The sequence below is a fragment of the Cupriavidus lacunae genome, assembly GCF_003353055.1.
GTDB lineage: Bacteria > Pseudomonadota > Gammaproteobacteria > Burkholderiales > Burkholderiaceae > Cupriavidus > Cupriavidus lacunae.
In genome coordinates this window covers 318,953-332,905 of record NZ_QKWJ01000001.1, presented here as the reverse complement: position 1 = coordinate 332,905, position 13,953 = coordinate 318,953, and the positions used below count along the sequence as shown (strand labels likewise).

14 protein-coding genes are annotated in these 13,953 nt (G+C 65.0%); 9 read left to right on the top strand and 5 right to left on the bottom strand.

The features are described 5' to 3' along the window. The first annotated feature begins 121 nt into the window (after positions 1–121). Both nadA and nadC read left to right on the top strand, forming a co-directional pair. Positions 122–1,276, top strand: coding sequence for a quinolinate synthase NadA (nadA, locus tag DN412_RS01520; RefSeq protein WP_115012889.1), 1,155 nt, complete (start codon positions 122–124; stop codon positions 1,274–1,276). Continuing rightward, positions 1,273–2,136: a carboxylating nicotinate-nucleotide diphosphorylase gene (nadC, locus tag DN412_RS01515; protein WP_115012888.1), complete on the top strand. Its 864-nt coding sequence runs from the start codon at positions 1,273–1,275 to the stop codon at positions 2,134–2,136. The genes nadA and nadC overlap by 4 nt, the downstream gene beginning before the upstream one ends. 73 nt (positions 2,137–2,209) lie before the next feature. Here the strand turns inward: nadC and nadB are convergent, their stop codons facing one another. The 4 genes from nadB to radC form a co-directional block, all read right to left on the bottom strand. Beyond that, entirely contained in the window at positions 2,210–3,802 is a 1,593-nt protein-coding gene (nadB, locus tag DN412_RS01510) for an L-aspartate oxidase (protein WP_115012887.1), read from the bottom strand. A 183-nt stretch (positions 3,803–3,985) separates the two neighbouring features. Beyond that, the gene (gene rpmG / locus DN412_RS01505; RefSeq protein WP_078197739.1) at positions 3,986–4,156 is read right to left on the bottom strand and encodes a 50S ribosomal protein L33; all 171 of its coding nucleotides are present in this window, start codon (positions 4,154–4,156) and stop codon (positions 3,986–3,988) included. Positions 4,157–4,169: 13 nt separating this feature from the next. Next, positions 4,170–4,403: a 50S ribosomal protein L28 gene (rpmB, locus tag DN412_RS01500; RefSeq protein WP_006575661.1), complete on the bottom strand. Its 234-nt coding sequence runs from the start codon at positions 4,401–4,403 to the stop codon at positions 4,170–4,172. 191 nt (positions 4,404–4,594) lie between these two features. Next, on the bottom strand, positions 4,595–5,281 hold the full coding sequence (radC, locus tag DN412_RS01495) for a RadC family protein (protein WP_115012886.1): 687 nt from the start codon (positions 5,279–5,281) through the stop codon (positions 4,595–4,597). A 107-nt stretch (positions 5,282–5,388) separates the two neighbouring features. On the opposite strand from radC, the gene DN412_RS01490 reads away from it, so the two are divergent. The 7 genes from DN412_RS01490 to DN412_RS01460 all read left to right on the top strand — a co-directional run bounded on the left by DN412_RS01490 (position 5,389) and on the right by DN412_RS01460 (position 12,504). Continuing rightward, entirely contained in the window at positions 5,389–5,877 is a 489-nt protein-coding gene (locus DN412_RS01490; protein WP_078197737.1) for an FKBP-type peptidyl-prolyl cis-trans isomerase, read from the top strand. 40 nt (positions 5,878–5,917) lie between these two features. Then, positions 5,918–6,883 carry a 4-hydroxy-3-methylbut-2-enyl diphosphate reductase gene (ispH, locus tag DN412_RS01485; RefSeq protein ID WP_115012885.1) on the top strand — a complete coding sequence of 322 codons (966 nt, stop codon included), beginning with the start codon at positions 5,918–5,920 and terminating at the stop codon, positions 6,881–6,883. A 577-nt stretch (positions 6,884–7,460) separates the two neighbouring features. Beyond that, on the top strand, positions 7,461–8,663 hold the full coding sequence (locus DN412_RS01480) for a branched-chain amino acid ABC transporter substrate-binding protein (protein ID WP_115012884.1): 1,203 nt from the start codon (positions 7,461–7,463) through the stop codon (positions 8,661–8,663). Positions 8,664–8,875: 212 nt separating this feature from the next. Beyond that, positions 8,876–9,811, top strand: coding sequence for a branched-chain amino acid ABC transporter permease (locus tag DN412_RS01475; protein WP_115012883.1), 936 nt, complete (start codon positions 8,876–8,878; stop codon positions 9,809–9,811). A gap of 11 nt (positions 9,812–9,822) precedes the next feature. Further along, positions 9,823–10,980, top strand: a complete 1,158-nt coding sequence (locus DN412_RS01470; protein ID WP_115012882.1) for an ABC transporter permease subunit — start codon at positions 9,823–9,825, stop codon at positions 10,978–10,980. A gap of 13 nt (positions 10,981–10,993) precedes the next feature. After that, positions 10,994–11,770, top strand: coding sequence for an ABC transporter ATP-binding protein (locus DN412_RS01465; RefSeq protein WP_115012881.1), 777 nt, complete (start codon positions 10,994–10,996; stop codon positions 11,768–11,770). A gap of 17 nt (positions 11,771–11,787) precedes the next feature. Then, a complete protein-coding gene (locus tag DN412_RS01460) occupies positions 11,788–12,504 on the top strand; it encodes an ABC transporter ATP-binding protein (protein ID WP_115012880.1) in 717 nt (238 codons plus the stop codon). A gap of 67 nt (positions 12,505–12,571) precedes the next feature. On the opposite strand, the gene DN412_RS01455 is transcribed toward DN412_RS01460, so the two are convergent. Next, complete coding sequence (locus DN412_RS01455; protein WP_115012879.1) at positions 12,572–13,759, bottom strand: acetylornithine transaminase; 1,188 nt, start codon at positions 13,757–13,759, stop codon at positions 12,572–12,574. Positions 13,760–13,953 lie beyond the last annotated feature (194 nt).

Genomic DNA, 13,953 nt, shown 5'->3' with positions numbered 1-13,953 from the left:
TCGGCCGCGCCGTATGGTTTGACAAAGCCCCGCCCATGGCGGGGCTTTTGTTTTAGATAAACTCCCCAATATTCTGGCCGGGCCGCATCCTTGCTGGCGCAGGTCTAGAGGAGTACCGGAGATGACCCCACAATCGATCAAGACCGTCGAGTTCGAAAAGCCGAACCTGGCGAATGCCGAAAACGCCACTGGCGGCAGCTGCGTGGCCCATGCCTGGGCCAAGGTGCCGCCGGTGCTGACGCCCGATGAGCGCCAGTCGCTGAAGGCGCGTATCCGCCGCCTGCTCAAGGAGCGCAACGCGGTGCTGGTGGCGCACTATTACGTCGACGCCGACCTGCAGGACCTGGCCGAGGAAACCGGCGGCTGCGTCTCTGACTCGCTGGAAATGGCCCGCTTCGGCCGCGACCATGAGGCCCAGACCCTGGTGGTGGCGGGCGTGCGCTTCATGGGTGAGACCGCCAAGATCCTGAGCCCCGAGAAGACCGTGCTGATGCCGGACCTGGACGCGACCTGCTCGCTGGACCTGGGTTGCCCGGCCGACGAGTTCGCCGCCTTCTGCGACGCGCACCCGGACCGTACCGTGGTGGTCTACGCCAACACCAGCGCCGCGGTGAAGGCGCGCGCGGACTGGATGGTGACCTCCAGCATTGGCCTGAAGATCGTCGAGCACCTGCATGCGCAGGGCAAGAAGATCCTGTGGGCACCGGACAAGCACCTGGGCGGCTATATCCAGAAGCAGACCGGTGCCGACATGCTGCTGTGGCAGGGCTCGTGCCTGGTGCACGACGAGTTCAAGGGCATCGAGCTGGACCTGCTGCGCCGGGAATTCCCCAACGCCAAGATCCTGGTGCACCCGGAGTCGCCGGAGAACGTGGTGGCGCAGGCCGACGTGGTCGGCTCCACCTCGCAGCTGATCGAGGCCGCCCAGAAGCTGGACGCGACCGAATTCATCGTCGCCACCGACAACGGCATCCTGCACAAGATGCGCATGGCGGCGCCCGGCAAGCATTTCATTGAAGCGCCCACCGCTGGGAACAGCGCCACCTGCAAGAGCTGCGCGCACTGCCCGTGGATGGCCATGAACGCGCTCACCAACCTGGCCGAGGTGCTGGAAACGGGCCGCAACGAGATCCATGTCGACCCGGTGATCGGGCGCCAGGCGGTGACCTGCATCGACCGCATGCTGGACTTCGCAGCCGCGCAGAAGCGCAATGTGCGTCCGTCGGCCGACCTGGCCAGGGAACAAGCGCTGTTCCAGGGGATCGGCCCGGCATGAGCGTGAATCCTGTTTTCGATAGTTACGGCCCGGCGCTGCAGGCCGCGCTGCAAGCCAATGTGCAGGCCGCCATCGCCGAGGATGTCGGCAGCGGCGACCTGACCGGGCTGCTGGTGCCTGCGGCCAAGGCGGCGCGCGCGCGCGTGATCGTGCGCGAGTCCGCGGTGCTGTGCGGCCAGCCGTGGTTCGATGCCTGCATGCGCGCGGTCGATCCGGCGCTGGAAGTGCACTGGCTGCAGCACGAAGGCGCGCGCATGGCACCGGACTCGGTGGTTTGCGAGATCACCGGCCCGGCGCGCTCGCTGCTGACAGCCGAGCGCCCGTCGTTAAACTTCCTGCAACTGCTGTCGGGCGTGGCCACCGCCACGCGCCGCTATGCCGACCTGATCGCCGGCACCCGCGCGCGCGTGCTGGATACGCGCAAGACGCTGCCGGGCCTGCGCCTGGCGCAGAAGTATGCGGTGCGCATCGGCGGCGGCGAGAACCAGCGCCTGGCGCTGTACGACGGCATCCTGATCAAGGAAAACCATATCGCCGCGGCCGGCAGCATCACCGCTGCCATGCAGGCGGCGCTGGCGCTGGACACCCAGGCATCGGTGCAGATCGAGGTGGAAACGCTGCCCGAGCTGGAAGAAGCGCTGGCGGCCGGCGCCACGTCCGTGCTGATCGACAACTTCACCGTGCCGATGATGCAGGACGCGGTCAGGCTCAACCAGGGCAGGGCCCTGCTGGAGGTGTCGGGCGGCGTCAATGCCGATACCATCCGCACCTTTGCCGAGACCGGCGTGGACCGGATCTCGGTCGGTGCGCTGACCAAGGACGTGCGGGCGACTGACTATTCGCTGCGGATCATCGGCTGACGCTTCGCGCGATACCAGAAAAACGGGGTGGGGCCTTGCGGCGCCACCCCGTTTTTCTTTGCCTGGCCAGCCGTCAACGCTTCGTTGCGGCCGGCGGCTGCATCACAGTCGGCAGCGCCTTGGGCAGCGCATCCGGATAGTCGCGGCTGAAATGCAGGCCCCGGCTTTCATGGCGCGAGTAGGCGCTGTCCACGATCAGCGAGGCCACTTCGACCAGGTTGCGCAGTTCCAGCAGGTCGCTGGTGACGCGGAAGTTGGCGTAGTACTCGGCGATCTCCTCGCGCAGCAGGCCGATGCGGTGCTGGGCGCGCTCCAGCCGCTTGCTGGTGCGCACGATGCCGACGTAGTTCCACATCATGCGGCGCAGTTCGTCCCAGTTGTGCGACACCACCACTTCCTCGTCGGCATCGGACACACGGCTTTCGTCCCAGGCGGGCAGGGTGATGTCCGGCAGGCCGGCCTTGTCCTTGGAGGCGATGTCCACGGCCGCGGCGCGGCCGATCACCATGCATTCGAGCAGCGAATTGGAGGCCAGCCGGTTGGCGCCGTGCAGGCCGGTGCAGGCGGTTTCGCCCACGGCATACAGGTTGCCGATGTCGGTGCGTCCCGAGGTGTCGGTCACCACGCCGCCGCAGGTGTAATGGGCGGCCGGCACTACGGGGATCGGCTCGCGCGTGATGTCGATGCCGAGCTCCAGGCAGCGCGCGTGGATGGTCGGGAAGTGTTCCTTCAGGAAGGACTCGGGCTGGTGGCTGATGTCCAGGTAGACGCAGTCCAGGCCGCGCTTCTTCATCTCGAAGTCGATCGCGCGCGCGACCACGTCGCGCGGGGCCAGTTCGGCGCGCTCATCGTGTTCGGGCATGAAGCGGGTGCCGTCGGGCAGCTTGAGCAGGCCGCCTTCGCCGCGCACCGCTTCGGAGATCAGGAAGGACTTGGCATAGGGGTGGTACAGGCAGGTCGGGTGGAACTGGATGAATTCCATGTTCGACACCCGGCAGCCCGCGCGCCAGGCCATGGCGATGCCGTCGCCGGTGGCCGTGTCGGGGTTGGTGGTGTACAGGTAGACCTTGCCCGCGCCGCCGGCGGCCAGCACGGTGTGCGTGGCGGTGAGGGTGCGCACCGCGCCGGTGCTGTCATCCAGCACGTACAGACCATAGGAGCGGTTGCCCGGCAGACCCAGCTTGCGCGAGGTGATCAGGTCGATCGCGAAGTGGTCTTCCAGGATGGTGATGTTCGGATGTTGCGTTGCCTGCTGCAGCAGCGTGCTGACCACGGCATGGCCGGTGGCGTCGGCGGCGTGGATGATGCGCCGGCGGCTGTGGCCGCCTTCGCGCGTCAGGTGGAAGCCCAGTTCGGCCTGCGCGTCGCGCGTGAACGGCACGCCGCGGTCGATCAGCCACTGGATGGCCTCGCGCCCATGCTCCACGATGAAGCGCGTTGCCTCTTCATCGCACAGCCCCGCACCGGCAACGAGCGTGTCCTGGGTGTGCTCGTCATGGCTGTCGCCGGAATCCAGCACGGCGGCGATGCCGCCCTGTGCCCAGTCGCTGGCGCCCTGGGTCATGGCGCGCTTGCTGAGGATGGCCACCCGGTGGGTGTCGGCCAGCTGCAGCGCGACCGTAAGGCCGGCCAGGCCGCTGCCGACGATGGCGACGTCGAAATTCATGGTGCGGAGTGCGCCGGGGGCGCTTGGCGGATGGGGGAAACGGGAAAGTCTACACCCGCGCGCCATGCCGTGCATCAGTGCCATGGCTGGGGTGGACGCTTATTGCACCAGCGCGACCAATCCGGGCGCACAAACAAAAAGCCCCGCGACATGGCGGGGCTTTCTGGCGGGATCCAGGATCAATTACTTGATCTTGGTTTCCTTGTAAGCGACGTGCTTGCGGACGACGGGATCGAACTTCATGATCTCCATCTTTTCCGGCATGGTGCGCTTGTTCTTCGTGGTCGTGTAGAAATGACCCGTACCTGCGGTCGATTCCAGCTTGATTTTGTCGCGGCCGCCCTTGCTTGCCATGATGTGCTCCTAATTAGACTTCGCCGCGTGCGCGCAGGTCGGCGAGCACGGAGTCGATGCCTTTCTTGTCGATCAGGCGCAGGCCGGCGTTCGAGACGCGCAGGCTCACCCAGCGGTTTTCGGATTCAACGAAGAAACGACGATTCTGCAGGTTGGGCAGAAAACGGCGCTTGGTCTTGTTGTTTGCGTGGGAAACGTTGTTGCCGACCATCGGCGCTTTCCCGGTCACTTGACAGACGCGTGCCATGAAGCACTCCTAAATCTTCTATTCGTGGACAATGTTCGCAACAGATCAACAAAAGGCGCGCGGGCCCGGACTGCAGCGGTTGAGACTTCAGCAAAACGGGCATTATAGACTGGAATCCCTCGCCGAATCAATGCCCGCTGTGCTTTGCCGTTGGCAGGTGTTGCTGCCTGGCCCAAGCCGTGGCGTTGGCGTCACAGCCCCGGCAAGCGGTCGCAGCAGTCGGCCAGCGAGTGGATTTCCTGCCCGGCCACGATGAAATGGTCGAGCAGCCGCACGTCGATCAGGGCGAGCGCGCGCGCCAGCTCGCGGGTCAGGTGGAGGTCGCTCTGGCTCGGCTCGGTGGTGCCGCGCGGGTGGTTGTGGGCCACGATGATGCCGGCTGCATTATGCACCAGCGCCTGGCGCGCCACCTCGCGCGGGTAGACGGCGGCGCGCGTCAACGTGCCGCGGAACAGCTCTTCGCTGGCCACCATGCGGTTGCGCGGATCCAGGAACAGACACAGGAAGACCTCGTGCGGCAGCGGCGCCAGCGTCAGGCGAAGGTAGTTGCGCACCGCCTCCGGGGAATCAAAGCCGGTGGGCAGCCGCAGCGACTCTGCCAGCGCGCGCCGCGCCAGTTCCGGGATGGCCTGCAGCTGGGCATATTTGGTCTCGCCCATGCCCCTGACGCCGGTCAGCGCATGCGCCTCGGCCGCGAGCAGGGCGGTCAGCGAGCCAAAACGGTGCAGCAGCTCGCGTGCGAGGTCCACGGCACTTTTGCCGGTCGTGCCTACGCGCAGCAGGACGGCCAGCAGCTCGGCGTCGGAGAGGGCGGCGGCGCCGCATTCCAGCAGTTTCTCGCGGGGCCGCTCGCAGGAGGGCCAGTCGGCAATGGTCATGGGTAAGTCCGGGGTAGTCACGCCGTGATCAGGGTTACACCCGAGCGCGGGGCGGCGGGCGACGGTCCAGTCGAATACAATAGGGGTTGTTGACTGGTTGATCACCCATGAATTTGCAAACTTTCGCGTCGGAAGCCGACGGCGGCACGGCTGGCCGCAAGACTGTCCAGCCAGACTCTTTCCTGACCCTGCACTACAGCATCGCACTCGAGAACGGCACCGAGGTAGTCAGCACGTTCGAGGAGAAGCCCGCGACGCTGCTGCTCGGTCAGGGCCAGTTCGCGCCGACGCTGGAACAAGCGCTGCTCGGCATGCCAGAGGGCGAGCGCATGACCTACCGGCTGGCGCCGGAGCAGGCCTTCGGCCCGCGCAACCCCGAGCTGCTGCAATGGGTGTCGCTCGCCACGCTGCGCGAGAACAGCTCATTCGAAGAGGACTACAGCCCGGGCGACCTGGTGGAATTCAACGCGCCCGGCGGCGGCAAGTACGCGGGCGTGCTCAAGGAGATCGGAGAGACGGCTGCGCTGTTCGACTTCAACCATCCGCTGGCCGGGCAGATCATCCTGTTCGACGTGCAGCTGATCGGCATTCTCTGAGCGCGCAGCATGTGTGCCGAACCTGTCCTGATACCGCAGCATGTCTGACCTGACCCCCGCACCCGACGCAGAAATCCTGATGGCCCAGCCGCGCGGCTTCTGCGCCGGCGTGGACCGTGCCATCGAGATTGTCGAGCGTGCGCTCGCGCGCTTCGGCGCGCCCATCTACGTGCGCCACGAAATCGTGCACAACGCCTATGTGGTGGCCGACCTGCGCCGCAAGGGCGCGGTGTTCGTGCACGAGCTCGATGAAGTGCCGGCCGGAGCCACCGTTATCTTCAGCGCCCATGGCGTGTCGCGCGAAGTGCGCGAGGACGCCGCCGCGCGCGGGCTGCATGTGTTCGATGCCACCTGCCCGCTGGTGACCAAGGTGCACGTCGAAGTGAGCAAGATGCGCGGGGAGGGCTGCGAGATCGTGATGATCGGCCATCGCGGCCACCCGGAGGTCGAAGGCACCATGGGCCAGGCCAACAGCGGCATGGTGCTGGTGGAGTCAGTCGCCGATGTCGGCAGGCTGCAGATCGCCGATCCGTCGCACCTGGCCTACGTCACCCAGACCACGCTGTCGGTGGACGAGACCCGCGAGATCGTGGCCGCGCTCAAGGCGCGCTTCCCGCAGATCCGCGAGCCCAAGAAGCAGGACATCTGCTATGCCACGCAGAACCGCCAGGACGCGGTCAAGTTCATGGCGCCGCAGGTGGAGGTGGTGATCGTGGTGGGCAGCCCCAACAGCTCCAACTCCAACCGCCTGCGCGAGCTGGCCGAGCGCCTGGGCGTGCCGGCCTATATGGTGGATGCGCCCGAGCAGGTGCGGGCCGAGTGGGTCGCCGGCAAGCGCCGCATCGGCCTGACCGCCGGTGCCTCGGCGCCCGAGGCGCTGGCCCAGTCGATCGTCGAGCGCCTGCGCGAACTTGGTGCGCGCCAGGTGCGCCCTCTCGATGGCATCGAGGAGAACATGGCCTTCCCGCTGCCGCGCGGGCTGCTGCCCACCAGCGCAGCCGCGTGAGGGATGCGCGGGCGTGCCCGCCTTTCAGTCCTGCCTGATTAAGAGGGCGCCGCTTGATGCGGCGCCCTTTTGTTTTTGGTGCCTTCGGATTGGCGGGCCATCATTTGTCGCCCGATTAATGCACGCGCACGGTGCAGTCATGGATGCCTGTCTTTTGTGTCAGACAAATCAGGGTAATCCCCTGATCTGGGGTTTTCCCTATTATGGTGCGGCGCTACATTCTGCACATTAGAGATTGGCGCCATTGCAATTAAATGAAACGCCTAATTAATAAAGGAGCATTATAGGTGGCGCCGGCGATGCTCATTCGCGCCCTACGGGCGGCGCAGGCACGATTCTTGTAAGTAGGTGGGGCGACCACGTCATGTGGGTGGGAATTGCCACAATCTGTGCATTGGGGAAATTCCCTAGCTCATTTGACCGGTAAATGGTTAAGGATGTTGCGTCGCGTATTGCATCGCCAAAGAAAGGGGATACAATGCGCGCGTTTCAAATTGAAACTAAACAAAGGCGGTCCAGGGAAACGCCCCGGGAGGCGTTGCAAATCCCTGTTTTTGTGAATCCTAGGAGATCACTCATGCAAATCACGTTTGCCAAGATTCTGCCGATCGCGGCCGCAGTGGCGCTGGTCACAGCTTGCGGCAAGAAGGAAGAGAAGCCGGCTGAGGCGGCATCTTCGGCGCCGGCGGCTGCGGCTCCCGCAGCGGGTGGCGGCGAGGTCGTCGTCAAGATCGGCCACGCGGCCCCGCTGACCGGCGGTATCGCGCACCTTGGCAAGGACAACGAAAACGGCGCCCGCCTGGCCGTGGAAGAAGTCAACAAGACCGGCCTGGAAATCGGTGGCAAGAAGATCAAGCTGGAACTGGTCGGCGAAGACGACGCCGCGGACCCGAAGACCGGCACCTCCGTGGCGCAGAAGCTGGTCGACGCCAAGGTCGTCGCCGTGGTCGGCCACCTGAACTCGGGCACGTCGATCCCGGCCTCCAAGATCTATAGCGATGCCGGCATCGTGCAGATCTCGCCGTCGTCGACCAACCCGGACTACACCAAGCAGGGCTTCAAGACCACCTACCGCGTGGTGGCCACCGACGCCCAGCAGGGCCCGGCACTGGCCAACTATGCCAGCAAGACCCTCCATGCCAAGAGCGTGGCGATCGTCGACGACGCCACCGCCTACGGCAAGGGCCTGGCCGACGAGTTCGAGAAGACCGCGAAGGCGGCCGGCGTGAACGTGGTGGCGCGCGAGGCCACCAACGACAAGGCCACCGACTTCAAGGCCATTCTCACCAAGATCAAGGGCAAGAAGCCTGACGTCATCATGTACGGCGGCATGGACGCCACTGGCGGCCCGTTCGCCAAGCAGGCCAAGGAACTTGGCATCGGCGCCAAGATCGTCGGCGGCGACGGCGTCTGTACCGACAAGGTGGCTGAACTGGCCGGCGATGCCGTGTCGAACATCATCTGCTCGGAGGCAGGCCTGGCCCTGTCGAAGATGGAGACCGGTGCCGACTTCGAGAAGCGCTACCAGGCTCGTTTCAACGCCCCGGTGCAGATCTACGCACCGTTCACGTATGACGCCGTGATGGTCATCGTCGACGCCATGAAGCGCGCCAACTCGACCGAGCCGGCGGCCATCCTGGCCGAAATGCCCAAGACCAACTACAAGGGCGTGATCGGCAACATCGCCTTCGACGAGAAGGGCGACATGAAGGAAGGCACCATCACGCTGTACGAGTACAAGGACAAGAAGAAGTCCGTCCTCGACGTCGTGAAGATGTAATCAGGGCTTACCGGCCCATCCGAACGGCACCGTGAGTATTTTGCGGTGCCGTTCTTTTTAGCCTCGCCTAATGTAGAAGCATCCTTACCCTGGATGGAGCATGGCAGGCCGCTTACCAGCAAACCAACCTCAGCAACCTTACCCATCACACATCATGGTCCCCCCGGCATCCACACCATGCCGTAAGGTCCGGGACTGAAGCAGGAGTTTTCATGGATATCTTTATCCAGCAGATCGTGAACGGTCTGGTGCTCGGCAGCATTTATGCGCTGATCGCACTGGGCTACACCATGGTCTACGGCATTCTGGGGATCATCAACTTCGCCCACGGCGACGTGCTGATGATCGGCGCACTGACCGCATTGTCAGCGATCCTTGGGCTGCAGAAATACGCCCCCGGCCTGCCGGAGTGGCTGACGCTGGTGATCGCCACGCTGATCGCCATGCCAGTTTGCGCAGTACTGGCCTATTCCATCGAGCGAATCGCCTACCGGCCCTTGCGCAATGCGCCACGGCTCGCACCGCTGATCACCGCGATCGGGGTCTCAATCATCCTGCAGACGATGGGCATGCTGATCTGGTCGCGCAACCCGCTGACCTTCCCGCAGCTGCTGCCGTCCGAGCCCATCGACATCGGCTCGACCGGCGCCACCATCACCGGCAAGGAAATGGTCATCATCGGCATGGCCGTGATGGTGATGGCCGGGCTGCTCGCGCTGGTCAACCGCACCAAGCTCGGCCGCGCCATGCGCGCCACCGCCGAGAACCAGAAGGTGGCCGGCCTGATGGGCGTGAACCCCAATTTCGTCATTTCCGCCACCTTCATGATCGGCGCCACGCTGGCCGCGCTGGCAGGCGTGATGATGGCCACCAACTACGGCAATGCCCACTTCTACATGGGTTTCATCCCCGGCCTGAAGGCGTTCACCGCCGCGGTGCTGGGCGGCATCGGCAACCTGGCGGGCGCCATGGTCGGCGGCATGCTGCTGGGCCTGATCGAGGCACTGGGCGCCGGCTATATCGGCGACCTGACCAACGGCGTGTTCGGCTCGAACTACCAGGACGTCTTTGCCTTTATCGTGCTGATTACCGTACTTGTGTTCCGTCCGTCCGGCATCATGGGCGAGCGGGTGGCCGAACGCGCTTGAGGAGCGAATCCATGAATACTCCGATTCCATCCACGGCGGCGGTTGCGGCGCCTTCCCGCGTGCCGGCCAAGACCCTGGCCGCGCTCATGGGCTTCCTGGTGGTCGCGCTGTGCGCGCCGTTCATCGTGCAGACGCTGGGCGGCAACTACTGGGTGCGCGTGCTCGACTTCGCGCTCATCTACATCATGCTGGCGCTGGGCCTGAATATCGTGGTGGGCTTCGCCGGCCTGCTCGATCTCGGCTATATCGCGTTCTACGCCGTCGGCGCCTACCTGATGGCCTTGCTGGGCTCGCCCCACCTGTCCAACCAGTTCGAGTGGATCCATCAGCTGTTCCCCCACGGCCTGCATCTGTCGATGTGGTTCGTGTTGCCGATCGCGATCCTGGTGGCGGCCACCTTCGGCGTGCTGCTGGGGGCGCCGACGCTCAAGCTGCGCGGCGACTATCTCGCTATCGTGACCCTGGGCTTCGGCGAGATTATCCGCATCTTCATGAACAACCTCGACCGCCCGTTGAACATCACCAACGGGCCGAAGGGGGTCACGGCGGTGGACCCGGTCCATATCTTTGGCTTCGACTTCTCGAAGTCCCACGAGATCTTCGGCCTCAAGTTCACGCCGGTGTTCATGTACTACTACCTGCTGGTGTTCCTGGTCATCGTGATCGTGTTCATCTGCCTGCGGCTGCAGAACTCGCGTATCGGCCGCGCCTTTGTCGCGATCCGCGAGGATGAGATCGCCGCCAAGGCAATGGGCATCAACACTCGCAACATCAAGCTGCTGGCCTTTGCCATGGGTGCCTCGTTCGGTGGCGCTTCCGGTGCAGTGTTCGGTGCCTTCCAGGGCTTTGTGTCGCCTGAATCGTTCGTGCTGTGGGAGTCCATCTATGTGCTGGCCATCGTGGTGTTGGGTGGCATGGGACACATCCCTGGCGTGATCCTCGGCGGCATCCTGCTGGTGGGCTTCCAGGAACTGCTGCGCGTGGTGGCCGAGCCGATGCAGACTGGCCTGTTCGGCCACGTGATCGTCGATGCCGAAGTGCTGCGCCAGTTGCTGTTCGGCCTGGCCCTGGTGGGCGTCATGCTGTATCGCCCGGCGGGCATCTGGCCGTCGCCGCGCAAGGAAGACCGTCCGGTGGTGCGCCGGGCGGGCAGTGTGGGCCGTTTCTGATCAGGGGGATAACATGAGCAACAACAATTTCCTCCTGTCGGTACAGGGGGTCAACAAGCGTTTCGGCGGCCTGCAGGCGCTGTCCGACGTGGGCCTGCAGATCAATCCGGGCGAGATCTATGGCCTGATCGGCCCCAACGGGGCCGGCAAGACGACGTTCTTCAACGTGATCACAGGCCTGTACACGCCCGATTCCGGTGAGTTCGTGCTGGGCGGCAAGCCCTACCAGCCGACCGCCGTGCACGAAGTGGCCAAGGCCGGCATCGCCCGTACCTTCCAGAATATTCGCCTGTTCAACGACATGACCGCGCTCGAGAACGTGATGGTGGGCCGGCACGTGCGGACCAAGGCAGGCCTGCTCGGTGCGGTGTTCCGGCCGCCTTCGGTGCGCCGGGAAGAAGCGGATGTGGAGGACCGCGCGCATGACCTGCTCGACTACGTCGGCATCGGCAAGTACGCCAACTTCACCTCGCGCAACCTGTCGTACGGCCACCAGCGCCGGCTGGAGATCGCCCGCGCGCTGGCGACCGAGCCCAAGCTGCTGGCGCTGGACGAACCGGCCGCGGGCATGAACGCGACCGAGAAGGTCGAGCTGCGCGGCCTGCTCGACAAGATCCGCAATGATGGCAAGACCATCCTGCTGATCGAGCACGACGTGAAGCTGGTGATGGGCCTGTGCAACCGCATGACGGTGCTGGATTACGGCAAGGTGATTGCCCAGGGCCTGCCACAAGACGTGCAGAACAACCCCGCGGTGATCGAGGCCTACCTCGGCGCATCGGCACACTGATGGCCGGAGGACAAGCAATGACACAGACTGTACTGAAGATCTCGGGCCTGAAGGTTGCCTACGGCGGCATCCAGGCCGTCAAGGGCATCGACCTCGATATCAAGGATGGCGAGCTGGTGACGCTGATCGGCGCCAACGGCGCCGGCAAGACCACCACCATGAAGGCCATCACCGGCCTGCAGGGCTGGGCCGGCGGCGACGTGGAATACATGGGCAAGTCGATCAAGGGCGTGCCCAGCTACGCGCTGCTCAAGCAGGGCATGGCGATGGTGCCGGAAGGCCGCGGCGTGTTCGCGCGCATGACCATCACCGAGAACCTGCAGATGGGGGCCTACACGCGCAACGATGAAGCCGGCATCAAGGCCGATGTCGAGCGCATGTTCGGCATCTTCCCGCGCCTGAAGGAGCGTGCCAACCAGCTGGCGGGCACCATGTCCGGGGGCGAGCAGCAGATGCTGGCGATGGCGCGCGCGCTGATGAGCCAGCCCAAGGTGCTGCTGCTGGACGAGCCCTCCATGGGCCTGTCGCCGATCATGGTCGAGAAGATCTTCGAGGTCGTGCGCGACATCTCGGCGCAGGGCGTGACCGTGCTGCTGGTCGAGCAGAACGCGCGCCTGGCGCTGCAGGCCGCGCACCGCGGCTACGTGATGGAGTCGGGCCTGATCACCATGAGCGGGGACGCCAAGCAGATGCTGGACGATCCGAAGGTGCGGGCGGCCTACCTGGGCGAATAAGTTCTTTCGCTCCGGAAGCAAAAAGGCCTCGCATTGCTGCGAGGCCTTTTTCATGGGCGCAAGGTGCTTACACCAGCTTCTTCAGCAGCGTGCGCAGCATGCCCATCATCTGGTCGATCTCTTCGCGGGTCACGTTCAGGGCCGGCATGAAGCGCAGCAGGTTGGGGCGCGGCGCGTTCAGCAGCAGGCCCTGCGGGCCCATGTCGCGCGCTTCTTCCACCAGTTGCGGGCCGATGTCCTTGTTCAGGAGCAGCGCGCGCAGCAGGCCCTCGCCGCGTTCGCCGCCCAGGCCGAACTCGGCCGACAGCGCCAGCAGCTGTTCCCGCAGGTACTCGCCCTTGGCCTTGACGTCGTCGAGGAAGCCCGGCGCGGTCAGCTGCTCGATCACGGCGCTGCCGACCGCGGTCATCAGCGGGTTGCCGTTGTAGGTGCCGCCCTGGTCGCCGGCCTCGAAGCTGGCGACCTCGGCCTTGCACAGCAACGCCGACAGCGGCACGCCGCCGCCGATGCCCTTGCCCAGCGTCATGATGTCCGGCTCGACGCCCGCCAGCTCATAGGCGAACAGCGTGCCGCAGCGCCCGCAGCCGGACTGGACTTCATCGACGATCAGCAGCAGCTTGTGCTTGTCGGCCAGCGCGCGCAGGCCCTGCATGAACGCGCGCGTGGCGGGGATCACGCCGCCTTCGCCCTGCACCGGCTCCAGCATGATGCCGACAGTCTTGTTGGTGATCAGCTTCTCCACCGAGGCCAGGTCGTTCAGCTCGGCGCGCGGGAAGCCCGGCACCTGCGGCGCGAAGATGGTGTCCCAGCCGGCCTTGCCCGACGCGCTCATGGTGGCGAGCGTGCGGCCATGGAAGCTGTGGTCCATGGTGATGATCTCGAAGGCGCCGTCCTTGTGCTTGCGGCCCCATTTGCGTGCCAGCTTGATCGCGCCTTCGTTGGCCTCGGCGCCGCTGTTGGCGAAGAAGACCTTGTCGAAGCAGCTGCTGTCGGTCAGCTGGTTTGCCAGCTTGAGCATGGGCTCATTGTAGAAGGCCGGGCTCGGGTTGATCAGCTTGTGCGACTGGGCCACCAGTGCGTCGATCATGCCCTGGTTGGAATGGCCCAGGCAGTTCACCGCCCAGCCCTGCACGAAGTCCAGGTATCGCTTGCCGTTGTGATCCGTCAGCCAGGAGCCCTTGCCCTCGGTGAACACGAGTTCGGGCCGGTTGGTGATGTACATCAGGGATTGGACGGGATACTCAGCAAATGCCATGGCGGACTCCAGGGGTCGGCGTGTAACGATGGACGGACGGGCGCGAAAGACGCAACAGGAACAACAAAAACAAAAAGCCACGGGGGTTGCCCGTGGCTCGTTGACCTGAACAGACGCAGTCGACGGTCAGCCGCGCGGCACCCCAGCGGGGAGCGACGTACGGAAGCTGCGGCGTCGGTTGAAGGTCGTGTGCA